Raw genomic sequence first — 24,119 nt, forward strand, 5'->3', positions numbered from 1 at the left:
CGAGCGCTGTCCCCCAACCTGTCCGAAGCTTCATATAAGGATGTCCTTATATGTTCATTGCCCGGAACCGGCCGCCGGGCTATAGCGGCGCCCAATCCGACATACGCGCCCGATACAGGCGCAAGCATCCGCCGAGGCCTCCATGACCGACTACATCGTCCGCGACATTTCCCTCGCCGCCTTCGGCAATAAGGAAATCGCCATCGCCGAGACCGAAATGCCGGGCCTGATGGCGCTGCGGTCGGAATACGGCGCGGCCCAGCCGCTCAAGGGCGCCCGCATCGCCGGCTCCCTGCACATGACCATCCAGACCGCCGTGCTGATCCAGACGCTGGAGGCGCTCGGCGCCGAGGTCCGCTGGGCCTCCTGCAACATCTTCTCGACCCAGGATCACGCCGCGGCCGCCATAGCCGCCTCCGGCACGCCGGTGTTCGCCACCAAGGGCGAGACCCTGATCGAGTACTGGGACTACGCCCACAAGATCTTCGAATGGGCGGATGGCGGCTATCCGAACCTGATCCTCGACGACGGCGGCGACGCCACCCTGCTCTGCGTGCTCGGCCCCAAGGCCGAGAAGGACCCCTCAGTCCTGAACAATCCGCAGAACGAGGAGGAAGAGGCCCTCTACGCCGTGATGAAGCGGTATCTGAAGGAAAAGCCCGGCTTCTACTCCGCCATCCGCGACGCGATCGGCGGCGTGTCGGAAGAGACCACCACCGGCGTGCACCGCCTCTACCAGATGGCCGAACGCGGCGAGCTGCCGTTCCCCGCCATCAACGTCAACGACAGCGTCACCAAGTCCAAGTTCGACAACCTTTACGGCTGCCGTGAAAGCCTCGTCGACGCCATCCGCCGCGGCACCGACGTCATGCTGTCGGGCAAGGTCGCCGTGGTCTGCGGCTACGGCGATGTGGGTAAGGGTTCGGCCGCCTCGCTGCGTCAGGGCGGCGCGCGGGTGAAGGTCACCGAGATCGACCCGATCTGCGCCCTGCAGGCCGCCATGGAAGGCTATGAGGTCGTCACGCTCGAGGATGCCGCGGGCGATGCCGACATCTTCGTCACCGCCACCGGCAACAAGGACGTCATCACCGTCGACCACATGCGGGCAATGAAGAACAACGCCATCGTCTGCAACATCGGCCACTTCGACTCGGAGATTCAGGTCGCCGGCCTGAAGAACTTCAAGTGGGACGAGATCAAGCCGCAGGTCCACCACGTGGAATTCCCGGACGGCAAGAAGATCATCCTGCTGTCGGAGGGCCGTCTGGTGAACCTCGGAAACGCCACGGGCCACCCGTCCTTCGTCATGTCGGCGTCCTTCACCAACCAGACGCTGGCCCAGATCGAACTCTGGACCAACAAGTCGGCCTACCAGAACCAGGTCTACGTCCTGCCCAAACACCTCGACGAGAAGGTCGCCATGCTGCACCTCGACAAGCTGGGCGCGAAGCTGACCACCCTGAAGCCGGAACAGGCCGACTACATCTCCGTGCCGGTGCAGGGCCCGTTCAAGCCGGACCACTACCGGTACTGACCGTTCGTCCCCGCGAGGGGACGCGCCCTCAGGCCGCCAGCATTCGCTGGCCGAGGTCCTGATCGCGGTCCGCCAGGCCCGTCTCGAAGTCCATGAAGACGTCGATCAGCTCCTCGACGCCGACCGGCGCCGCGCCCGGGCTGAAGCGGAAATGCCAGAAGCTGACCACGTGCTGGATCGCGCCAAGCTGCTCGCCCAGCCGGGTGAACAGGCGCGGCGCCTGCAGCAGGAAGTCCCGGAACGCGCCCGGCCGCGAATCCTGCGTCAGCGCCGCATAGGCGTCGTCATAGATGCGCAGCGTTCCCGCCGCTTGGCCGCTGACGGTCGCGATCCGCTCGCCCAGCACGTGGCGGCCGCGGTCCAGATATTCCCGCGCCGTGCGGTCGACCTTGCCGTTCGGCTTCACCGTCGCAACGGCCTCGGCCACGGCCGCCAGTTCGGCGGTCAGGCTGGTCAGGACCCATTTGTAATAGAGGAAGCCCTTCCAGCAGAAGAGACCCTCCTGATACTCCTCGGGCCTCAGATGCAGGGTCTGGCGCAGCGCCTCCATCCGGTCGCCGGGCTCATTGGACAGAATCTTGCCCGCCAGCCGCCGGGTTGAACCGACCGCCTCGATGTCGTCGCCAAGGCTCAGCGTCACCAGCGGCCGGATTTCCGCCTCCACGAACTGAACCATCCGGCTCATGTCGCTCTCGCTGATCGAGAAATAGCAGGGCGCCGGCTCGACGCCCGCGCGGCGCAACTGCTCTCGCAACAGGAACGGGTCCAGCGAGGGAAGGGCGTCCATCAGCCGCAGCGTCGTCAGGTCCGGGTGGCCCGCCTCCAGTCCGAAGGCCTCGTGCATGATCCGTTCGAACCGCTTCTGGTCCACGAACACATAGCGGCCCCCGGTCTTCAGATCGGCGGCGTCGATCGGGATCACCACCTTGGTCGCCACCTGCCGCCGCATGTGAAACGAGTCCAGCTCGTCGCGGCGCAGGCGGTGCTTGATGATCAGGGCGCAGTTCAGGGCCGGGGTCTGAAAGACCGGCCGCGCCTTCCAGTCCGGGTCCCGGCCATGGTCGAGGCTGACCTTCAGCAGGTTCAGCACGCGCGCCGTCGAGGCCGAGCGTCTGAGATGCGCCAGATTGCGGATCGCGCGGTCTGTCATGAGGCCCCCGGAAAAATCCACCGAACCATGAATTGATGACCAACGGCTTAGCTTGACCATGCGCGGCGCTGTGGCGCTGGTTTCGCGGCGGAGCCGGCTCTAGAGTGACCGCATGAACGTACTCGACGTCCTCATCATCCTCGCCATCATCGCCGTGGCCATCACCCTCGCCTTCGGCATCCGCTCGCTCTACCAGACCGGTCCCGAGGCCCGCTCCCGCTCCAACAAGCTGATGCGGCTCCGCGTCGCGCTGCAGGCCCTCGCCGTCGCGCTTCTGGTCACCGGCATGTGGTGGAAGTCCACGCACGGGGGCTGACCCGATGGTGGTCCTGAACCGCATCTATACCAGGACCGGCGACGGCGGCGAAACGCGCCTTGCCTCCGGCGCCCCGGTGTCCAAGACCGACCCCCGCGTCGAGGCCTACGGCGCGGTCGACGAACTCAACGCCGTGATCGGTCTCGCCCGTCTCAACTCGGGCCAGCACGACCGCATCGACGCCATGCTCGGCCGTATCCAGAACGAGCTGTTCGATCTCGGCGCCGACCTCGCCACCCCGCACGACCCCGCCCCGAAATGGGAGGCCCTGCGCATCCTCGACAGCCAGGTCGAGCGGCTCGAAACCGAGATCGACTGGATGAACGACAGCCTCAAGCCGCTGGACAGCTTCATCCTGCCGGGCGGCTCGGCCCTGTCGGCGCATCTGCATCTGGCCCGCACCGTCTGCCGCCGGGCCGAGCGTGACGCCGTCCGCGCCCGTGAGGCCGGCTGCGACCTTTCGCCCGCCGCCCTGCGCTATCTCAACCGGCTGTCGGACCACCTGTTCGTCGCCGCTCGCCGCGCCAACGCCAACGGAGCCGACGACGTCAAATGGAGCCCCGGCGCGACCCGCTGAGCCCCTACTGTCCCGCGAGGGCCGCGCGCTGGCGCTCCACCTCGGCGTTCCGCTCGGCCTGGGCGGCAGCCAGACGGTCCTCGATCTCAATCAGCTCGCGGTTCTTGGCGTCGGAGGCTTCGGCCCGGCTCTGTCCCGGAGCCCGCCCCGTGACCTCCGCGATCGAGATCGGCCGCGCGCAAATCTTGGTGTCCCCGTCCCACCAGCCGCCGCCGCGTTCGCATCGGTCGCCCGGCGCGACCACCAGCGCCTGCCAGGCGAACACCGCCCCCACCAGCACGGCGAAGCTCGCCAGGAACAGCACGCTCAGTCGCTTCATGGTCAGCAGGCGGTGCATCGTCTCTTCCGTTCTCGTTCAGCGCCCCGGCGCCGCATCCCTTGACGCGGCGTTACGTTGACAGGCCGGGGCAGGCGTTCCATTCCCTGCCCGCACATTCCGGCGATCTGATGGACAGCGCAATGAAGGTACTCGTCCCCGTCAAACGGGTGATCGACTATAACGTCAAGGCCCGCGTCAAGGCGGACCAGACCGGCGTCGATCTGGCCAACGTCAAGATGAGCATGAACCCGTTCGACGAAATCGCCGTCGAAGAGGCCGTGCGTCTCAAGGAAGGCAAGGAGCATCACGCGGCGGGCACGGCGACCGAGATCGTCGTCGTCTCCATCGGCGTGACCCAGGCCCAGGAGACCATCCGCACCGCCCTGGCCATGGGCGCGGACCGCGGCCTGCTGATCCAGTCCGACAGCGACCTCGAACCCCTCGCCGTCGCCAAGCTGCTGAAAGCCGTGGTCGACGAGGAGAAGCCGGACCTCGTCCTGCTCGGCAAACAGTCGATCGACGGCGACAACAACGCGGTCGGCCAGATGCTGGCCGCCCTGCTCGACTGGCCCCAGGCCACCTTCGCCTCGAAGATCGAGATCGGCGGCGGCAAGGCGACTGTGACGCGCGAAGTCGACGGCGGCCTCCAGACGCTCGCCGCGACCCTGCCTGCGGTCGTCTCCGTCGACCTGCGCCTCAACACGCCGCGCTACGCCTCCCTGCCCAACATCATGAAGGCCAAGAAGAAGGAGATCGCCGTGAAGGCCACCTCCGACTACGGCGTCGATGTTGCCCCCCGCCTGAAAGTCCTCAAGGTCACCGAGCCGCCCAAGCGCGCCGGCGGCATCAAGGTCACGGACGCGGCCGATCTGGTCGCCAAACTCAAGACCGCGGGGGTGCTGTAATGGCCGTTCTCGTCATCGCCGACCGCGACGGAAACACCGTCCGCGACACCACCCACAAGACGGTCACCGCCGCCCTCGCCCTTTCCGGCGACGTCGATGTCCTGATCATCGGTCAGGGCTCGAAGGCCGCCGCCGACGCCGCCGCGAAGATCGCGGGCGTGCGCAAGGTGCTGCTGGCCGAAAGCGCCGGCCTGGGTCACCAGCTGGCGGAAGCGGTCGAACAGACCGTCGTCGGCCTCGCCGGCGGCTATGACGCGATCCTCTCGCCGGCCACCACGGACGGCAAGAATTTCATGCCGCGCATCGCCGCGAAACTCGACGTCGCCCCCATCTCCGACATCGTCGAAGTGGTCAGCGCCGACACCTTCGTGCGCCCGATCTACGCCGGCAACGCGCTGGAGACGATCCAGTCGTCCGACGGCAAGAAGGTCATCACCGTCCGTCCGACCACCTTCGCCGCCGCCGCTGAAGGCGGCTCGGCCCCGGTCGAAACCGTCGCGGGCGCCGACGCCGGCAAGACCGCCTTCGTCAACGAGGAGATGGTCAAGTCGGACCGGCCCGAACTCGGCGCCGCCAAGATCGTCGTCTCCGGCGGCCGCGCCCTTGGTTCGGCCGAGGAATTCCACGCCGTCATGGACCCGCTGGCCGACAAGCTGGGCGCCGCCGTCGGGGCCTCGCGCGCCGCGGTCGACGCCGGCTATGCGCCCAACGACTACCAGGTCGGCCAGACCGGCAAGGTCGTCGCCCCGGCCCTCTACATCGCCATCGGCATCTCGGGCGCCATCCAGCACCTCGCCGGGATGAAGGACTCCAAGATCATCGTCGCCATCAACAAGGACGCCGACGCCCCGATCTTCCAGGTCGCCGACTTCGGCTGGGTCGCGGACTACAAGACCGCCGTGCCGGAGCTGATGAAGGCGCTGGGGTAGGATTCGGCCCAGGATTGACTGAAGGGGGCGCGGTGCCACAGGGCCGCGCCTTTTTCGTTGGTCGGGGCGCTTGGTCTTGGCAGAGTGCAGGCGGATTTCGGCAGCGGAGCACCCCCAAGATGACCCCCTTGCAGGCTGTTAGCCGTGGCTACTGGACCGTCAACGGCGGCGTCATGTTCATGATGCTGGGTGTTCCGATCATGACCCATGTAATCGTGACGTCGCTCGGTCATCCGGAATGGGCAATGATGGCAGCGGGACTCGCCTTCCTCGTCAGTTGGCCGGCCGCTTGGCTGACGTGGTCCCTTCTCGTGACTCGCTGGAGGATTTGGGCCTACGAGCGTGTTGAAGACCTCGATGAGCTAAAGGCCGTCGGAGTGGCCGCCAAGCTCCTCTGGCCCGAAGGTCATTCCATGGCACGCACCGAGATTCGTACGCGAGCCCAACAGCAGCGCATTCGTAGCCTTGAAGATGCTTGGGCTCAGAAGCGTTCGGCCTAGAAGCTACGTCCCGAAATCCGCCGTCGCCCTCGACCGCGGCGGCCAGTCGCGCACCAAGATGCTGACGATCGACGGCCTCACCGACGACGAGCTCCACTCCCGCCTTACCGATCTGTAATGTTTCCGGCCTTGTCGGATCACGGCTGAGCCTCTTGTAATCCCCCCTCGTTCTGCGCCGCCGGCGCATCAGGGGAGCGTCCGATGATCGTCAACCGCCTGCGGGGCCCCAGCCTCGCCGCCCTCGCCTGCGTCCTCGCCGGCGCCCTTTCCCTTTCGGCCTGCGCCACCACCGGCGGAGACGAGACGCCCGCCGCCGATGGCTCGTCGTCCGCCGAGGCGCGTCAGCCGCTTCCGGCCGGTCTCGATTTCGCGAACAACCCCGATCCCTATCCCTCGACCTATCGAGGCCTCCCCCGCGAGAACATGGCCATCGTCGGCGGGACCGTCTTCACCGGCGCCGGCCAGCGGATCGACAACGGCGTGGTCATCGTCACCGACGGCCGCGTCGCCGCCGTGGGCGGGGCCTCGACCCCGATCCCGGCCGGCCACCGCCGCGTCGACGCCGCCGGCCGCTTCGTCACCCCCGGCATCATCGACGCCCACAGCCACCTCGGCGTCTATCCTTCGCCGGGCGTGCAGGGGATGAGCGACGGCAACGAGGCCACCAGCCCGAACACCGCCCAGGTCTGGGCCGAGCACAGCCTGTGGCCGCAGGACCCCGGTTTCAACGCCGCCCGCGCCGGCGGCGTCACCACCCTCCAGATCCTGCCCGGCTCGGCCAATCTGTTCGGCGGCCGCGGCGTCACCGTCCGCAACATCCCCTCGGTGACCATGCAGGGCATGAAGATGCCCGGCGCGCCCTACGGCCTGAAGATGGCCTGCGGCGAGAACCCCAGCCGCGTCTACGGCAGCCGCAACCAGTCGCCGGCCACCGGCATGGGCAATGTCGCCGGCTATCGCGCCGCCTTCATCGCCGCCCGCGACTACAAGGCCAAATGGGACAAGTGGCGCGAGGACGGCGAGGGCTCGCCCCCGACCCGCAACCTCCAGCTCGAGACCCTCGCGGGCGTCCTCGACGGCTCGGTTCTGGTCCAGAACCACTGCTACCGCGCCGACGAAATGGCGGTGATGATCGATATCGCCAAGGAGTTCGGCTACCGCATCACGGCCTTCCACCATGCGGTCGAGGCCTACAAGATCGCGCCCCTGCTGGCCCGCGAAGGCATCTGCGCCGACATGTGGACCGGCTGGTGGGGCTTCAAGATGGAGGCGCTCGACGGCATCGAGGCCAACGCCGCCATCGTCGACGCCCAGCCGAACAGCTGCGCCGTCATCCACTCCGACGACGCCGAACTGACCCAGCGCCTCAATCAGGAAGCCGCCGCGGCCCTCGCCGCCGGCCGCCGCATCGGCATGAACATCCCCGAGGAGCGGGCGATCAGCTGGGTCACCCTCAATCCCGCCCGGTCGCTCGGCATCGCCGACCAGACCGGCTCGCTCGAGGCTGGCAAGCGCGCCGACGTGGTGATCTGGAGCGCCAATCCGTTCAGCGTCTACGCCCGCGCGGATCAGGTCTTCGTCGACGGCGGCCTCGCCTTCGACCGCTTCAACCCGGCCTACCAGCCGGTGTCCGACTACGAACTGGGCCAGCCCGGCTACGGCATGCCTTCCGCCAACGTTCCGCAGGGAGCCCGCTGATGCGCCTCAGGACCCTCATCCTCGCGGCGGTCTCGGCCGCCGCCCTCGCCAGCCCCGCCCTCGCCCAGGAACTCACCGCCATCACCGGCGGCCGCGTCCTGACCGGAACCTCGGTGATCGAGAACGGCACCGTCGTCATCCAGAACGGCCGCGTCGTCTCCGTCGGGACCGGCGCCGCTCCGTCGGGCGCCCGGGTCATCGACGCCCGCGGCAAGGTCGTCGCCCCCGGCTTCGTGGCGGTCGACTCCGGCCTCGGCGGTTCGGAAATCTCCTCCGTCGGCGGCTCCGACGACCTGACCAACGGCGCCAACTCCATCAGCGCCTCCTTCGACGTCAGCTACGGCCTCGACCCGTGGTCCTTCACCCTGCCGGTCGCCCGTCTCGGCGGCATCACCCGCGCCATCGTCGTTCCCAGCCATCCCGGCGGATCGGCCGGTCACGAGCATCAGGACGACAGCGACTTCGCCGGCGTCGGCGAGGGCGGCTACCAGTCCCCCAGCCTGTTCGCCGGTCAGGCGGCCATCATCCATCTCGCCCAGGGCGGCGACATCCTCGTCAAGCCGCGCGTGGCCATGGTCGCGCCCTTCGGCGAGGCCGGCGCCGGCGTGTCCGGCGGCGCCCGCGGGGCCGAGTTCGTCCAGTTCAAGGAGACGCTCGCCGAGGTCCGCCTCTACGCCCGCAACAAGGGCGCCTACGATCGGGCGGGCCTGCGCGACCTCTCCCTGTCCCGGGCCGATCTCGAGGCCCTGATCCCCGTCGCCAACGGGACCATGCCCCTGATCGTCACCGTCCACCGCGCGGCCGACATTCAGCAGGTGCTCCGCCTCGCCCGCGAGGAAGGGGTCAAGGTCATCCTCGACGGCGCCGAGGAAGGCTGGCTGGTCGCCGACCAGATCGCCGCCGCCGGCGTGCCCGTCCTGCTCAACCCGATCTCCAACCTGCCCGGCAGCATCGAGACCCGCGCCGCGCGGATGGAGAACGCCGCCGCCTTGGACGCGGCCAATGTGACCATCGCCATCAAGGGCAACGAGGGCTCGATCCACCGTGCCCGCGAGATCCGCTACAACGCCGGCAACGCCGTCTCGCACGGCCTGTCCTACGAGTCGGCCATCGAGGCGATCACGGTCAATCCGGCTCGCATCTTCGGCATGGCCGGCCAGTTCGGGGAGCTCCGCCCCGGCGCGGCCGCCGACGTCGTGGTCTGGTCCGGCGACCCGCTCGAACCCCTCAGCATCGCCGAGACCATCTTCATCGGCGGCGCCGAACAGGCCCCCGCCAGCCGCCAGTTCCTCCTCCGTGACCGCTACGCCCGCGGCGAAGGCGCCATGCCCCCGGCCTACGGGCGGTAAAACGCTGTCTCCTCCCCGTTCGCTCTCCGCGAATGGGGAGGGGGACCGCTCGCGCGACTCAGCGCGAGGGGTGGAGGGGCGAAACCGCGCCTCGGTCTACCGCCCCTCCACCATGCTTCGCATGGTCCCCCTCCCCATCGCTGCGCGACAGGGAGGAGACGTGACGCTGTGCTTACAATCCGGAGATCTATAGTCGGATAGCGGAGAAAACCTCCCGCCTTTCCAGACACATGGCCTTTTCTCGACGCGACTTGTCCGGCTGACAAACCGGCGGCCGTATACTGCAGCCCTTCGTTTCCCGCCGGTCTTTGATAACTCAACCCGCCCGAGCCGTCCAGGCGCTTCAGCTGCTGCGCCGCTCCGCTGGCAGAGCAAAACAGACTCTACGGACTCTATGGACTGTATTTTTATGAGTTTCATCCGGGGAAAATCGCCGGGCCGCCGCCCCCCCCTCCCCGCCTTAAAACCAGCCCGATCTGTGGTATAAGACCTGCCTCCCGCCACCCAAGGACAACGCCTTGAGCCTCACGCTCGACCTTTCGCGCACGCCGAACGCCGCCCCCGCGGGGCCCGTCAACCTGTCCGGTCTGACGCGCGGCGAACTGCGTCAGGCCTTGGTCGACGCGAACATCTGCCCGCCGGAAAAGGCGAAGATGCGCGCTTCGCAGGTGTGGAGCTGGATCCACCACTACGGCGTCACCGACTTCGCAGCGATGAGCAATGTCGCCAAGGACATGCAGGCGAAACTCGCCGACCACTTCACCCTCGCCCGGCCCGAGATCGTCGAGCGTCAGGTGTCGAAGGACGGCACCCGCAAATGGCTGATCCGCACCGCCCCGGGCATCGAGATCGAGACCGTTTATATCCCCGATGTCGGCCGCGCCGGCGCCCTGTGCGTCTCGTCCCAGGTCGGCTGCACCCTCAACTGCACCTTCTGCCACACCGGCACCCAGAAGCTGGTCCGTAACCTGACCGCCGCCGAGATCGTGGCCCAGGTCCAGGTCGCCCGCGACGACCTCGGCGAATGGCCCTCGCCCAAGGAAGATCGCCGCCTGTCGAACATCGTCTTCATGGGCATGGGCGAGCCGCTCTACAATCTGGACCATGTCGCCGACGCCATCGACATCATCTCGGACAACGAGGGCATCGCCCTGTCGCGCCGCCGGATCACCGTTTCCACCTCCGGCGTGGTGCCGCAGCTCGACGCGCTCGGCACCCGCACCCAGGCCATGCTGGCGATCAGCCTGCACGCCACCAACGACGCCCTGCGCGACGTGCTGGTGCCGCTGAACAAGAAGTACAATCTCGAACAGCTGATGGCCGGCATCCGCGCCTATCCGGGCATCTCCAACGCCCGCCGCGTGACCTTCGAATACGTCATGCTGAAGGGCGTCAACGACAGCCCCGACGAGGCCCGCGCCCTGCTCAAGCTGATCGAGGGCATCCCGGCCAAGGTCAATCTGATCCCCTTCAATCCTTGGCCCGGCACCGACTACGAATGCTCGGACTGGAAGACGATCGAACGGTTTGCGGCCATCCTCAACAAGGCCGGCTACGCCTCGCCGATCCGCACCCCGCGCGGCCGCGACATCCTCGCCGCCTGCGGTCAGCTGAAGTCGGAAAGCGAGAAGGTTCGCGCCAGCGTCCGCCGCGCCGAACAGGCCGCCGTCGCCGGGACGGTCGAAGCCGCCTGACCGTCACAGAGCGACACCAATCTTGACCGACTGTGGCGCCGCGGCGCTTGCGGAATAGGGCGGGAATGGGGCACAGCCTCGGCTGTGTCACCCGCCCGGACCGCAATGGACTCCTCGTCTCTCACCCAGGTTCTCGAAAGCGCCGAGGTCCAGGCCTTCGCCTCGGGCTTCCCGACGACGGTCGCCCATCTGGCGGTGACGCTCGGTCTGCTGGTCGCCGGCGCGATCATCTACGCCCTGCTGACCCCGTGGAGAGAGATCACACTGATCCGCGAGGGCAACGCCGCCGCCTCCGTCGCCTTCGCCGGCGTCCTTGTCGGCCTCGCCATCCCCCTCGCCGTCAGCCTCAGCGTCTCGACCTCGGTCCGCGACATCGTCATCTGGGGCGTCGCCACCGTCGTGCTCCAGCTACTCGCCTTCCGCATCGTCGACCTGCTGCTGACCGGCCTGCCCCAGCGCATCCGCGAGGGCGAGGTCTCCGCCGCCGTCCTGCTGGCCGGCGCCAAGCTGTCGACGGCCCTGATCCTCGCCGCCGCCCTGACCGGCTGAGGCCATGGCCCGTCCTTCCGACTGGGTCGTCTACACCCTCGTCCTCGCCGCCCTGATCGGCGCCTCCCTCGGCCAGCGCGAGAACGCCGACGCCCCGCCCGCGCCGCCGCCGCCCGACGAGATGGAAGGCGCACTGCTCGGGCCGATCACCCCCTTCGATCCCGCCGTCACCGTCAACGCGCCGGACATCCCCTTCCAGCCTGCCTCGGGCACCGCCTTCTCCATCGCCGGCGAGGGCCGCTGGGTCACCGCCCGCCACGTCGTCGAGGGCTGCCGCCGTCCGGCGATCATGGTCGGGGGCGGCCGGGCCGTCGCCGCCGACGTCCGCCTCGCCCCCCGCGCCGACATCGCCGTGCTTCAGACCGCCGGCGGACCCGCCGCCATTCCGATCGCCACCGGCCAGCCGCTGCACAAGGGGCAGCGCGCCTTCCATCCGGGCTATCCGCAGGGCCGTCCCGGCGAGGTCACCTCCCGTCTGCTCGGCCGCGAGACCCTGCGCGTCCGGGGCCGCGGACAGCGCGAGGAGCCGGTGCTCGCCTGGGCCGAGGTCGGCCGCACTGACCTTCTGGGCGGCACACTGGCCGGCCTGTCCGGCGCGCCCGTGCTGGACAGGCAGGGCCGCGCCGTCGGCGTGACCATCGCCGAAAGCCCACGCCGCGGCCGCATCTACACCACAGCGCCCGACACCTTCGGCCCGGCCGTCCGCGGTCTGCAGAAGGCCGACGAGCCGCTGACCGGACGCACCATCGACGTCGACAACTATGGTCTGGTGGCCGACGACCTGCGCCGCGATCTCCGCGTGGCGCAGGTCGTCTGCCTGTCAGTCTGAGGCCTAGCGCAGCGCCGCCGAGTCGATATTCAGAGCCGACAGCGGGATCACCTCGACGTTCGGATATTTCGCCCGCAGCGCCTCTAGGAACTGCGACGCGTCGCCGACGATGACGAGGCTCGCGTTCGACGCCGGCAGATGCTCGGCCGCCGCGGCGCGGATCTGCGCCGGCGTCACGCCGTTCACGTCGTCGTCGTAGCTCGCCAGGTCCGACAGCGGCAGGCCGTACAGCGCCAGATTGGCGACCAGTCCGCCCAGTCCGTCCACCGTCTCCAGTGATCGTCCGAAAGCGCCGATCAGGGTCGCCTTGCGCGGCGCCAGTTCCGCCTCGGTCGCCTCGCTGCCCGACAGGCGGGCGATCTCGGCGAGGATCAGGTCGGCGACCTGCGGCACCGCGTCGTTGCGGGTCTGCGCCGAGGCCGAGAGCAGGCCCTCGTCCTCGCGGGCGCTCAGGCTCGAATAGGCGCCGTAGCTGAGGCCGCGCTTGATGCGGATTTCCTGGCTCAGCCGCGCCGAGAAGCCGCCGCCCATGACGCCGTTGGCGACCACCAGCGGGAAATAGTCCTCGTCGGTGCGGGCGATGCCGCGCATGGCGGCATAGACCGCCGCCTGACCCGCGCCCGGCTGATCGATCACGATGACCCGCGGCGCCACGGCCGGACCGGCGGGATCGGCGACCGGCGCGCGCGCCGCGCCCGCCTGCCAATTGCCGAACGCCTGCTCGGCGAGGGCGTAGGCAGCCTCGGGCGTGATGTCGCCCGAGAACACCAGCGTCGCATTCGACGGCTGATACATGCCGCCGTGGAAGGCCACGAGGTCGTCACGCGTGATCGTCGGGATCGTCGACGGCGTGCCCGAACCCGGGATCCCATACGGCGCATTGCCATAGACGGCGCGGGTGGCGGCGATCCCGGCGACGGGTCCCGGCTGGGACAGTTGCACGCGCAGACCGTTCAGCGTCTGGGTCTGCTCACGCTCCAGATCCTCCGCCGTGAAGGCCGGATTGCGCACCACGTCCGCCAGCAGCTCCATCACCTGCGGGAAGACATTGGACGGCGACGAGGCGAACACGTTGGTGAAGTCCACCCCCGCGCCGGCGCCGATGTTGGCCCCAAGCCGCTCGATCTCGGTGGCGATCTCGGGCGCCGAACGGGTGTTCGTGCCTTGGGTGAGCAGGGAGGCGGTGAAGTTGGCGACCCCCGCCTTGCCGCCCGCGGCGTCATCCGACGTTCCGGCCTCGAAGCTGAGGCGGGCCGAGACGAGCGGCAAGCCCGGCTTGGGCGCGACCAGCACGCGCATGCCGTTGGCCAGCCGGCGCTCGGCGACCTGAGGCGTGGCCGCCTCGACCGCGGCGCCCGGCTCGGGCAGCTGCGCGCGCTGACCTTCAGGCAGCAGGGTCACCGGCTCGCCCGCCGGAGCCAGCTCGGCCAAGGTCACCGGGGCGGTGAAGACCTCCTGCACCGTCGAGGCCGGATGGGCGTCGTCGGCCTGCAGATAGCGCATGGCGATGGCGCGATCGTCGCGCAGATATTGGCGGGCGACCCGCTGGATGTCGGCGACCGTGACGCGCTGGATGTCCGGGATGTCCCGGTCCGCCGCCGTCGGATCGCCGGTCATGATCAGCGTATAGCCGAGCTGGAAGGCCCGACCGTCGATGGTTTCAAGGCCGCGCAGGGCCCCGGCCACCAGTTCTGTCTTGGCCTCGGCCAGTTCAGCCTCGGTCACCGGTTCGTCCCGGATGCGGGCGACCTCGGCGCGCAGGGCGGCGAGACCTTCGTCGGCGGTCTTGCCCTCGCTCATGATGGCGAAGGTGTTGAGCACGCCGACCTGCTGCTGCTGGTCGGTCGAGGAGCTGGCGGTCGTGGCGATCTGCTGGCGATAGACCAGCGCCTGATACAGACGCGAGCTCTCACCGGTCGACAGGATGCCGTCCAGCACCGACAGGGCGGCGCGGTCCGGGTGATTGTAGGGGACGGTGGGCCAGCTGATCTGCACCATCGGCAGCGGCACATTGGGCCCGTAGAACGTCGCCTCACGGGCCGGGCCGTAGCTCTCGGGCACATTGTTGACCGGGAGCGGACGGGCGGGATTCTCGATGCCGCCGAAATAGCCGTCGATCCAGCGATCCAGCTGCGCCTGGTCGAAATTCCCGGCCACGATCAGATAGGCGTTGTCGGGCCGGTAGAAGGTCTCGTGGAAGCGCAGGACGTCGTCCATCGTCGCCGAGTCGAGATCGGCGATCGAGCCGATGCCGGGCCGGCGATAGGGGCTGTCCTGATAGATGAAGGCCTGGGAATGCAGGCGCTGGAACCGGCCATAGGGCGTGGACAGCACGCGCAGCCGGAACTCCTCCTTGACGACGTCGCGTTCGCTGCCGAACGAGGTCTCGTCGACGACCAGCGAGCCCATCCGCTCGGACTCCGCGAACAGCATCCGCTCCAGATGCTGGGCCGGGACGGTCTCGTAATAGTTGGTCAGGTCCAGATAGGTGGAGGCGTTGTTCGAGCCGCCGACGTCCTCGGTCAGCCGGTCGAAGGTCTCCTGCGGCAGGTTCCGCGTCGCCTTGAACATCAGGTGTTCGAACAGGTGGGCGAAACCCGAGCGGCCTTCCGGATCGTCCTTGGCGCCGACCTTGTACCAGACCTGCACCGTGACGTTCGAGGTCGCCGTGTCGCGCGCCGTATAGACCTTCAGCCCGTTCGGCAGGGTGCGCTCGCGGAAGCCCAGCGGCGGCACGACGATCGCATCGGGCGCGGTGGAGGCGACGGGCGCGTCATCGTTCATCGCCATGTCTGGCGACATGTCGGCGGCGGGAGCCGTGGCGCAGGCGGCGACGCCCAGCAGCAGGGCGGAGATCGAGGCGGCGGCGAACAGGCGGGACTTCATGGGAACGGCTCCGAAAGCCCGGCGCGTGCGGGCGAGGCGACCCTATCAGGGCCGAAACCGGGCGCACCTTACGGAGTCGTAATGAGTCCGGCTCAGTCCAGCCGGAGCGCCTCGGCCAGCAGCCGCGCCTCCGCCGCGCGGCTGGAGCCGGTGCGCCAAGCCACCACGATCTCGCGGCGCGGGGCCTTGGCGGAAATCTGCCGCACCACGACGCCGGGCATGTCGGCCAGACCGGCGCGGACCGCCATCTCGGGCAGGAAGCTGACGCCCAGCCCCGATGAAACCATCTGCACCAGGGTGTGCAGGCTGGTCGCGGCGAACACGTCGTCGCCCTTCGGCGGATCGATGTCGAAGGCGGCGAGCGCCTGATCGCGCAGGCAGTGACCGTCCTCCAGCAGGATGAGGTCCTCCGCCTTCAGCGAACCGGGAGGGATGGGGCCGCGCCCCGCCAGGGCGTGTCCGACCGGGGCGGCGGCCAGGATCTCGTCGTCACCGATCCGGGCGTGATCGATGCCCGCGGCGGAATAGGGCAGGGCGATCACTGCGGCGTCCAGCTGGCCGGCCTTGAGCCCCGCGACCAGACGGGGCGTCAGATCCTCGCGGATGAACAGCCTCAGCTTGGGATAGGCCTCGCGCAAATCCGGCAACCGCGCCGGCAGCAGGAAGGGCGCGACCGTCGGGATCACCCCCAACCGGAACCGGCCCGACAGCGGCTTGCCGGCGTTCCGCGCCGCCTCAACCAGATCCTCGGTGCGAGCCAGCACGTCCTCGGCGCGGCGCACGGCCTCGGCTCCGACCGCCGTCAGCTGGACATTGCCCCGGGTCCGCTCGACCACCGGGGCGCCGAGCACCTTCTCCAGTTCCTGCACCCCGGCCGACAGCGCCGGCTGGCTCACATGGGCGGCCTCGGCGGCCCGGCTGAACGAGGCGTGCTCGGCCAGAAGCTTGAGGTACTGGAGCTGGCGCAGGGTCGGAAGCATCCCTCCGACATAGGGCCTCGCTATCCTCGACGCCATGCTCATCCGCCCGCCCTATGGCCGCCGCGACCCGTCAGGATCGCGGCGGCGGAGGGTCAGACGGCGGCCGTGCCGAACTCTTCGTCGAGGGTGACGTCGAAGCGATCGGCGTTCATCACCTGCGTCCAGGCCGAGACGAAGTCGCGAACGAATTTCTCGCCCGCGTCGGATGAGGCGTAGACCTCTGACAGCGCCCGCAGCTGGGAGTTGGAGCCGAACACCAGATCAGTCCGGGTCGCCGTCCAGAGCTCTTCGCCGGAGAACCGGTCCGAGCCCACGAAGACCTCGTCGCCACGGTCGTCGACCTCCTTCCACGCCGTCCGCATGTCCAGCAGGTTGACAAAGAAGTCGTTGGTCAGCTGGCCGGGCCGGTTCGTCAGCACGCCATGCTTCGAGCCGCCGTGGTTGGCGCCGAGCACCCGCAGGCCGCCGACGAGGACGGTCATCTGCGGCGCGGTCAGGCCCAGCAGCTGGCTGCGGTCGACGAGCAGCTCCTCGGTGGGAACGTTGAAGCGGACCTGCAGATAGTTCCGGAAGCCGTCGACGCGCGGCTCCAGCACCGCGAAACCCTCGACATCGGTCTGCTCCTGACTGGCGTCGGTGCGGCCCGGCGTGAACGGAACCTCGATCGAAAAGCCGGCCGTCTTCGCCGCCTGCTCGATGCCGACCGAGCCGCCGAGGACGACGAGGTCGGCGACGGAGACGTTCAGGCCTGACGACGCCTTGATGTCCTCATAGACGCCGAGGACGCGCGACAGCTTCGCCGGCTCGTTGACGTCCCAGTCCTTCTGCGGGGCGAGACGGATGCGACCGCCGTTCGCGCCGCCCCGATGATCGGAGCCGCGATAGGTGGACGCCGAGGCCCAGGCCGTGCTCACCAGTTCGGCGACCGAGAGGCCGGCCGACGCGATCCGGTCCTTCAGCGCCTTGATGTCGGCGGCGCCGATCACGGGTCCCGACCGCACCGGGATCGGATCCTGCCAGATCAGGTCCTCGGCGGGGACTTCGGGGCCGAGGTAGCGGACCTTGGGACCCATGTCGCGGTGGCACAGCTTGAACCAGGCGCGGGCGAAGGCGTCGCCGAAATAGGCGGGATCGGCGCGGAACCGCTCCATGATCTTGCGGTATTCCGGGTCGACCTTGAAGGCCATGTCGGCCGTGGTCATCATCGTCGGCACGCGCTTGCCCGGCGTATGGGCGGCGGGCGCCAGCGTCTCGTCCGGATTGCCGACCGGCTGCCACTGCTTGGCTCCGGCGGGACTGCGGACCAGTTCGTATTCGTGGTCCAGCAGCATGTCGAAATAGGTCATGTCCCAGGTGATCGGCGTCGGCGTCCATGCGCCCTCGATTCCCGAGGTGATGGTGTGGTCGCCCATTCCGCTCTCGTGGCCCGAGATCCAGCCAAGACCCTGCTGGGCGATATCGCCGCCCTCGGGCGAGATGCCGACCTTCGACGCGTCGCCGGCGCCGTGGGCCTTGCCGAAGGTGTGGCCGCCAGCCGTCAGCGCCGCCGTCTCCACGTCGTCCATACCCATCCGCTTGAAGGTTTCGCGGATGTCGCGGGCCGACTGCAGGGCCTCCGGCACGCCGCCCGGACCTTCCGGGTTCACATAGATCAGACCCATCTGGATCGCGGCGAGCGGCTCCTCGAGCGCCATCTCCTTGTCGGGCTGGATGCGGGTTTCATTGCCTTCGTCGCCGACCCACTGCTCCTCCGTGCCCCAGTAGACGTCCTTCTCCGGCTCCCAGACGTCGGCCCGGCCGCCGCCGAAGCCGAACACGGGACCGCCCATGGACTCGATGGCGACATTGCCGGCGAGGATCATCAGATCGGCCCAGGACAGGTTCGCCCCGTATTTCTGCTTGATCGGCCACAGCAGGCGGCGCGCCTTGTCCAGGTTGCCGTTGTCCGGCCAGCTGTTCAGGGGCGCGAACCGCTGCTGCCCGGCGCCCGCGCCGCCCCGGCCGTCGCCGGTGCGATAGGTGCCGGCCGAGTGCCAGGCCATGCGGATGAAGAAGGGGCCATAGTGGCCGTAGTCCGCCGGCCACCACGGCTGGCTATCGGTCATCAGGGCATGAAGGTCGCGCTTGACCGCGGCGTAGTCGAGCTTCTTGAACGCCTCGGCATAGTTGAAGCCGTCGCCCATCGGATCGCCGGTCCGGCCCTGCTGGTGCAGAATGTCGACCGCCAGATGGTTCGGCCACCAGTCCCGGTTCGTCCGGCCCAGCAGGCTGCGCAGCGCCGCCGGCTTTTTCCTGGGATCGCTGAGGGGCGAGGGTCCGCCTGCGTTTCCGTCCATGATCTGTCCTCCCGGGGGTTATGATTATGGGAGGAGCCTAGGCCCGGGCGGGGCAGAGGGATAATCAATAAACTTTGTCGTCGGGATAAGCGAAGCTTACGCTTCTGTTTCGGCGAACCAGCGCATCCGGCAGGCCATGATCGCCGTCTCGCCGAGCCGGTCGACCAGTCGCCAGCTGATCACGGCCCCGATGGGCGCACCGACCGCGGGGATCAGCTGCGCCAGCTTCGCCAGGTCGATGTAGTCCCGATATTCCTGCTGGAAGCGCCGCCAGTCGTAGTCGTCGACGCCTTCCGCGCCGACGCTGGTCGCCATCCAGCCTTCGAGCGCCGCGAGGGCCTCCGGTCGCCGCTTGGGACTGGCGAACGCGAGATGGAAGATATGCAGCAGGAACAGCCGCTCGCGCGGCGCGCCGCCGCCCCAGCCATAGACGCTGACGATGTCCGCCAGCATCCGCACCTTGATCGCCATCAGGGCCGGGAAGTCGGCGGCGGCCAGAACGAAGCCGCCGGCGCCGGCGACGCCGCCCTCGACCCCGGCGGTGTTGCGCCAGGTCCGGATCAGGCCCAGCACCTTCGCTTCCCGCGCGGCCAGCGAACCGCCCGACGGCGGCCGCGCCTTCAGCACCTCCGATCCGGTGAGAATGCCCTTGGTCATGGCCTCGACACCGGCGGTGATGACGGCGTGGACCCGCTCCGGGATGATCCGATTGATCCGGTCCTGTGCGGCGCGCGACGCCTTGTCGAGCAGGCCGGGCCGCTTGAGCATCCGCGCCCGCCATGCCTCCAGCTCCAGGCGAACCGCACCCTCGTCGGCGACCGGGATCAGGTCCGTCGGCACCTCGTCCGGCGCGATGAACTCTGGCAGGGTCTCCGGTGGGCGGGGCATGCTCTCTCCTGACGCCGCGTCACGGTTGCAGGCGAATGCGGTCGGGTCTAGACCCCGCCCGACAGCGGTTTCGCAACCGCAAAACCTTCCTCCCGGAGACAGACAGTATGGCTCGCGCGAAGATCGCCCTTATCGGCGCCGGCATGATCGGCGGCACCCTCGCTCACATCGCGGCGCGCGAGGCGTTGGGCGACGTCATCCTGTTCGACATCGCCGAGGGCACGCCGCAGGGCAAGGCGCTGGACATCGCCGAAGCCACCGCTGTGATCGGCACGGACGTTTCGCTGAAGGGCGCCAACGACTACGCGGACATCGCCGGCGCGGACGTCTGCATCGTCACCGCCGGCGTGCCGCGCAAGCCGGGTATGAGCCGCGACGACCTGATCGGCATCAACCTCAAGGTCATGAAGGCCGTCGGCGAGGGCATCAAGGCGCACGCTCCGAACGCCTTCGTCATCTGCATCACCAACCCGCTCGACGCCATGGTCTGGGCCCTGCAGAAATTCTCGGGCCTGCCGAAGGAGAAGGTCGTCGGCATGGCCGGCGTGCTGGACTCGGCGCGCTTCGCCTACTTCCTCGCCGAGAAGACCGGCGTGTCGATCCAGGACATCAACGCCTGGACGCTGGGCGGTCACGGCGACGACATGGTGCCGATGGTGCGCCATTCGACCATCGGCGGTCTGCCGCTGCCGGACGCCGTGAGCGCCGGCTTCCTGTCGCAGTCCGAGCTGGACGCCATCGTCGACCGCACCCGCAAGGGCGGCGGCGAGATCGTCGCCCTGCTGAAGACCGGTTCGGCCTTCTACGCCCCGGCCGAGAGCGCCGTCGCCATGGCCCGCTCCTACCTGCTGGACCAGAAGCGCGTCCTGCCCTGCGCCGTCTGGTTGTCGGGGGAATACGGCCTGTCGGACCTCTATGTCGGCGTGCCCGCCCTGATCGGCGCCGGCGGCGTCGAGAAGGTCATCGAGTTCACCACCAACGACGGCGAAAAGGCCATGCTGGCGAAGTCGGTCGAGTCCGTGCAGGGCCTGATCGAGGCCTGCAAGACGGCCGATCCGTCGCTCGCCTGACCAGCGGAATGACCAAAGCTTAAGCTGACGCCCCGCGCGGGCGGCGGCATGAGGGGCCCGTCTCAACCGGACGGGCCCTTTTCCATGTTCGCCATCCTCGCCCTCTCCGCCGCCCTTGCCGCCGACCCCGTCGCGGCATGCGAGAGCCGGCTGCTGTCCTACGCCGGCTGGCGGGAGACTCCGGACACGGTCTGGAACCTCGAGGTGGGCAGCCACGCGGGTGGACGTCTGAGCTATTTCGGGGCGCAGCATTCCCGCGACCCGGCGGATCCGCAGTTCGTCGCGATCGAGGCCGCCTTCCGGGCCGCCGCGCCGTCGGTCGTCTTCTACGAGGGTCCGGATCGTGGCGTCGGGGCCGACGGACCAGAAACGATCTCGAGCCGCGGCGAGTCCGGCTATGTCCGGTGGCTGGCGGCGCGGGACGGGGTGGGGGTCACAGCACTGGAGCCGTCTCCGCTGGACCAGTTCAAGGCGCTGACCGAACGTTTCCCCGCGGATCAGGTCGAGCTGTTCTTCGTGCTGAGGGAGGCAGTCCGACTGCGGGATCGTGAGAACCTCTCAGGCGAGGCGCTGGACGGCGCGCTGGAGTCGCTCCTGTCCCGCCTGTCTGGCATGACGGCTGCGGCCGGCATCCAACTCCCGTTCGCCGATCTGGCCGGGCTTGAGGCGGCCTACGGACAGCATTGGCCGGACGGGCCCGACTGGCGAGTGGTCCCCTCCAACTGGTTCGACCCGCTGGCGAACGACGCTAAGACCGGCGGCCGGTTCATGGCGGCGATCAACGCGGCGTCCAGCGAGACCCGCAACGTCCACATGTATCGCGTCCTCGCGAAGGCGGCCCGCTCCGGAGACCGCGTGTTCGCCGTCGTGGGTCGAAATCACGTGCCGATGCAGGCCGAGGCGCTGCGCTGCGCCCTTGCGGTGGACTAGGCTCCAAACCGGCCCGTCGGCCCGGTGTCGAACCGTCGTTGCGGCACTCCGCTCCGGCTATGGCGCAGCGTCGGTTTCGCTCGCAATTCCCCCGGAAAATCCTATATCTTGACAGCTCCGGCGCGGACGAGATTCGCGGTCCGGAGACTGACGATTCCGGACGGTGTGATCGCCGTCTTTTCCGGCCCGCAACGGGCGATGATCCGACCGAATATATGACCGACCAGACCCCGCCATCCGACAACCTTGGGCGCCACGAAGACACCGCCGAAGAGGCCGCCTACGGCGCCGATTCCATCAAGGTCCTCAAGGGCCTCGACGCGGTGCGGAAACGTCCGGGCATGTACATCGGCGACACCGACGACGGGTCGGGCCTGCACCACATGGTCTATGAGGTGGTCGACAACGCCATCGACGAGGCGCTGGCGGGTCACGCCGACCTGGTTCAGGTCATCCTGAACGCCGACGGCTCGGTCACGGTCACGGACAACGGCCGCGGCATTCCGACCGACATCCACGAGGGCGAGGGCGTCTCGGCGGCCGAGGTCATCATGACCCAGCTGCACGCCGGCGGTAAGTTCGACCAGAACTCCTACAAGGTCTCCGGCGGCTTGCACGGCGTGGGCGTCTCGGTGGTCAACGCTCTGTCGGACTGGCTCAAGCTGGTCATCTACCGCAACGGCAAGCGGCACGAGATGCGCTTCGAGCGTGGCGACACGGTCGAGAGCCTGCGCATGACGGGCGACGCCCCGCTGCGCGACAGCGGCGGGCGGGCCGGTCAGCCCCTGTCGGGCACCGAGGTGACCTTCTATCCGTCGGTGACGACCTTCTCGCACATCGATTTCGACCTGAAGACCCTCGAACACCGGCTGCGGGAGCTGGCCTTCCTGAACTCGGGCGTGGTCATCAAGCTGCGCGACGACCGCGGCGCCGAACCGTTCGAGGAAATCCTGCACTACGAGGGCGGCGTCGAAGCCTTCGTGCGTCACCTCGACAAGTCCAAGACGCCGATCCTCAAGGACGTCATCGTCATTCGCGGCAAGAAGGAGGGGATCGAGCTCGATCTCGCCCTGTGGTGGAACGACAGCTATCACGAGACGATGCTGTGCTTCACCAACAACATCCCCCAGCGGGATGGAGGCACGCACCTTTCCGCCTTCCGCACCTCGCTGACGCGGGTCATGGGCAGCTACATCGACACGGCCGGGGCAGCCCGCAAGGAGAAGGTCTCCGTCTCCGGCGAAGACGCCCGCGAAGGCCTGACCTGCGTCCTGTCGGTCAAGGTGCCGGACCCGAAATTCAGCTCCCAGACCAAGGACAAGCTGGTCTCGTCCGAGGTGCGCCCCGCCGTCGAGGCGCTGTGCACCGAGGGCCTGTCGACCTGGTTCGAGGAGCACCCGGTCGAGGCCAAACTGGTCGTCGGCAAGATCATTGAGGCCGCCGCCGCCCGCGAGGCCGCCCGCAAGGCCCGCGACCTGACCCGCCGCAAGACGGCGATGGAGATCAGCTCCCTGCCCGGCAAGCTGGCCGACTGTCAGGAACGCGACCCGGCCAAGTCCGAACTGTTCATCGTCGAGGGCGACTCCGCCGGCGGCTCGGCCAAACAGGCTCGCAACCGCGAGAACCAGGCGGTCCTGCCGCTGCGAGGCAAGATCCTGAACGTCGAGCGGGCCCGCTTCGACCGGATGCTGTCGTCCGATCTGATCGGCACGCTTATCCTGGCGCTGGGCACCGGCATCGGCCGCGACGACTTCAACGCGGACAAGCTGCGCTATCACAAGATCATCCTGATGGCCGACGCCGATGTCGACGGCGCTCACATCCGGACCCTGCTGCTGACCTTCTTCTACCGGCAGATGCCGGAGCTCATCGAGCGCGGCCACGTCTACATCGCCCAGCCGCCGCTCTACAAAGTCTCCAAGGGCAAGCAGTCGCGCTACCTGAAGGATCAGGCGGAGATGGACTCCTATCTGATCGAGGAGGGTTCGTCCGAGGCCGAGCTGGACCTGCCGACCGGCGAACGCCGCACCGGCATGGACCTGCAGGCGCTGGTCCGCGAAGCCAAGGCGTTCAAGGCGGGCGTCGACCGCCTCAGCCAGCGTGCGCCGGCCTTCGCGGTGGAGCAGGCGGCGCTGGCCGGGCTGTTCGACGAGGCCGCTGCCGAACCGTCCAGGGCCGCCGCCCGCCTCAACCTCTACGCCGAGGAAGGCGACGGCGACTGGGCCGGCTCGCCGGGCGCTCAAGGCGCCGTCGTGTTCGAGCGCGTTCGCCGTGCGGTGACCGAGCGCATCGTCCTGGAAGAGGCGCTGATCCGCTCGCTGGACGCGCGCCGTCTGTCAGAGCGCGCCGCCGCCTTCGACGGCCTGTTCGACAAGCCCGCCGTCTATCGCCGCAAGGACAAGACCGTGACCATCCGCGGCCCGCTGGATCTGCTGGAAGCTGTTCTGGAGGCCGGCAAGAAGGGCATCGCCATCCAGCGCTACAAGGGTCTGGGCGAGATGAACCCGGAGCAGCTGTGGGAGACGACCCTGGACGCCAACGCCCGCACCCTGCTGAAGGTGTCGGTCGAGCATCAGGAGGACGCGTCGGACCTGTTCGCCAAGCTGATGGGCGACGTGGTCGAGCCGCGCCGCGAGTTCATCCAGGCCAACGCGCTGGACGCCGCCGTCGACGCCTGACG

The 24,119-nt window shown here is 68.6% G+C and carries 20 protein-coding genes; 14 read left to right on the forward strand and 6 right to left on the reverse strand.

Translation table 11 applies throughout. From position 1 onward, the window contains the following. Positions 1 to 142: 142 nt before the first annotated feature. Positions 143 to 1,534, forward strand: a complete 1,392-nt coding sequence (ahcY, locus tag GGQ87_RS04420) for an adenosylhomocysteinase (RefSeq protein ID WP_168045478.1) — start codon at positions 143 to 145, stop codon at positions 1,532 to 1,534. A gap of 28 nt (positions 1,535 to 1,562) precedes the next feature. Here the strand turns inward: ahcY and GGQ87_RS04425 are convergent, their stop codons facing one another. Next, positions 1,563 to 2,684 carry a hypothetical protein gene (locus GGQ87_RS04425; RefSeq protein ID WP_168045479.1) on the reverse strand — a complete coding sequence of 374 codons (1,122 nt, stop codon included), beginning with the start codon at positions 2,682 to 2,684 and terminating at the stop codon, positions 1,563 to 1,565. 112 nt (positions 2,685 to 2,796) lie between these two features. Here GGQ87_RS04425 and GGQ87_RS04430 point away from each other — a divergent pair, with 112 nt between their 5' ends. Beyond that, the gene (locus tag GGQ87_RS04430) at positions 2,797 to 3,000 is read left to right on the forward strand and encodes a twin transmembrane helix small protein (protein ID WP_168045480.1); all 204 of its coding nucleotides are present in this window, start codon (positions 2,797 to 2,799) and stop codon (positions 2,998 to 3,000) included. A gap of 4 nt (positions 3,001 to 3,004) precedes the next feature. Then, entirely contained in the window at positions 3,005 to 3,577 is a 573-nt protein-coding gene (locus tag GGQ87_RS04435; protein ID WP_168045481.1) for a cob(I)yrinic acid a,c-diamide adenosyltransferase, read from the forward strand. A gap of 4 nt (positions 3,578 to 3,581) precedes the next feature. Here the strand turns inward: GGQ87_RS04435 and GGQ87_RS04440 are convergent, their stop codons facing one another. Then, positions 3,582 to 3,914, reverse strand: coding sequence for a hypothetical protein (locus GGQ87_RS04440; RefSeq protein ID WP_168045482.1), 333 nt, complete (start codon positions 3,912 to 3,914; stop codon positions 3,582 to 3,584). 122 nt (positions 3,915 to 4,036) lie between these two features. Between GGQ87_RS04440 and GGQ87_RS04445 the strand changes: the two genes are divergently transcribed. The 8 genes from GGQ87_RS04445 to GGQ87_RS04480 all read left to right on the forward strand — a co-directional run bounded on the left by GGQ87_RS04445 (position 4,037) and on the right by GGQ87_RS04480 (position 12,349). After that, positions 4,037 to 4,801 carry an electron transfer flavoprotein subunit beta/FixA family protein gene (locus GGQ87_RS04445; protein WP_168045483.1) on the forward strand — a complete coding sequence of 255 codons (765 nt, stop codon included), beginning with the start codon at positions 4,037 to 4,039 and terminating at the stop codon, positions 4,799 to 4,801. Next, the gene (locus GGQ87_RS04450) at positions 4,801 to 5,730 is read left to right on the forward strand and encodes an electron transfer flavoprotein subunit alpha/FixB family protein (RefSeq protein WP_168045484.1); all 930 of its coding nucleotides are present in this window, start codon (positions 4,801 to 4,803) and stop codon (positions 5,728 to 5,730) included. The genes GGQ87_RS04445 and GGQ87_RS04450 overlap by 1 nt, the downstream gene beginning before the upstream one ends. A gap of 119 nt (positions 5,731 to 5,849) precedes the next feature. Continuing rightward, entirely contained in the window at positions 5,850 to 6,230 is a 381-nt protein-coding gene (locus GGQ87_RS04455) for a hypothetical protein (protein WP_168045485.1), read from the forward strand. A gap of 201 nt (positions 6,231 to 6,431) precedes the next feature. Continuing rightward, entirely contained in the window at positions 6,432 to 7,928 is a 1,497-nt protein-coding gene (locus tag GGQ87_RS04460; RefSeq protein WP_168045486.1) for an amidohydrolase, read from the forward strand. Next, positions 7,928 to 9,277: an amidohydrolase family protein gene (locus tag GGQ87_RS04465; protein ID WP_168045487.1), complete on the forward strand. Its 1,350-nt coding sequence runs from the start codon at positions 7,928 to 7,930 to the stop codon at positions 9,275 to 9,277. The genes GGQ87_RS04460 and GGQ87_RS04465 overlap by 1 nt, the downstream gene beginning before the upstream one ends. 518 nt (positions 9,278 to 9,795) lie before the next feature. Beyond that, a complete protein-coding gene (gene rlmN, locus GGQ87_RS04470) occupies positions 9,796 to 10,971 on the forward strand; it encodes a dual-specificity RNA methyltransferase RlmN (RefSeq protein WP_168045488.1) in 1,176 nt (391 codons plus the stop codon). Between the two features lie 105 nt (positions 10,972 to 11,076). Then, positions 11,077 to 11,520, forward strand: a complete 444-nt coding sequence (locus GGQ87_RS04475) for a DUF350 domain-containing protein (RefSeq protein WP_168045489.1) — start codon at positions 11,077 to 11,079, stop codon at positions 11,518 to 11,520. 4 nt (positions 11,521 to 11,524) lie between these two features. Further along, on the forward strand, positions 11,525 to 12,349 hold the full coding sequence (locus tag GGQ87_RS04480) for a S1 family peptidase (protein ID WP_168045490.1): 825 nt from the start codon (positions 11,525 to 11,527) through the stop codon (positions 12,347 to 12,349). A gap of 3 nt (positions 12,350 to 12,352) precedes the next feature. On the opposite strand, the gene GGQ87_RS04485 is transcribed toward GGQ87_RS04480, so the two are convergent. From GGQ87_RS04485 to GGQ87_RS04500, 4 genes are all read right to left on the reverse strand, one after another. Next, entirely contained in the window at positions 12,353 to 15,235 is a 2,883-nt protein-coding gene (locus GGQ87_RS04485; protein ID WP_168045491.1) for a M16 family metallopeptidase, read from the reverse strand. Between the two features lie 92 nt (positions 15,236 to 15,327). Beyond that, positions 15,328 to 16,215 (reverse strand): hydrogen peroxide-inducible genes activator, encoded by an 888-nt coding sequence (locus tag GGQ87_RS04490; protein ID WP_168045492.1) that lies wholly within the window; start codon positions 16,213 to 16,215, stop codon positions 15,328 to 15,330. 92 nt (positions 16,216 to 16,307) lie between these two features. Further along, positions 16,308 to 18,551 (reverse strand): catalase/peroxidase HPI, encoded by a 2,244-nt coding sequence (katG, locus tag GGQ87_RS04495; protein WP_168045493.1) that lies wholly within the window; start codon positions 18,549 to 18,551, stop codon positions 16,308 to 16,310. A gap of 96 nt (positions 18,552 to 18,647) precedes the next feature. Then, positions 18,648 to 19,439, reverse strand: a complete 792-nt coding sequence (locus GGQ87_RS04500) for an EcsC family protein (protein WP_168045494.1) — start codon at positions 19,437 to 19,439, stop codon at positions 18,648 to 18,650. Between the two features lie 107 nt (positions 19,440 to 19,546). On the opposite strand from GGQ87_RS04500, the gene mdh reads away from it, so the two are divergent. From mdh to gyrB, 3 genes are all read left to right on the forward strand, one after another. Beyond that, positions 19,547 to 20,509 (forward strand): malate dehydrogenase, encoded by a 963-nt coding sequence (gene mdh / locus GGQ87_RS04505; RefSeq protein ID WP_168045495.1) that lies wholly within the window; start codon positions 19,547 to 19,549, stop codon positions 20,507 to 20,509. Between the two features lie 84 nt (positions 20,510 to 20,593). After that, complete coding sequence (locus tag GGQ87_RS04510; protein ID WP_168045496.1) at positions 20,594 to 21,439, forward strand: hypothetical protein; 846 nt, start codon at positions 20,594 to 20,596, stop codon at positions 21,437 to 21,439. 215 nt (positions 21,440 to 21,654) lie between these two features. Continuing rightward, positions 21,655 to 24,117: a DNA topoisomerase (ATP-hydrolyzing) subunit B gene (gene gyrB / locus GGQ87_RS04515; RefSeq protein WP_168045497.1), complete on the forward strand. Its 2,463-nt coding sequence runs from the start codon at positions 21,655 to 21,657 to the stop codon at positions 24,115 to 24,117. Positions 24,118 to 24,119: the final 2 nt, after the last annotated feature.

Source organism: Brevundimonas alba, from assembly GCF_011927945.1.
Taxonomy (GTDB): domain Bacteria; phylum Pseudomonadota; class Alphaproteobacteria; order Caulobacterales; family Caulobacteraceae; genus Brevundimonas; species Brevundimonas alba.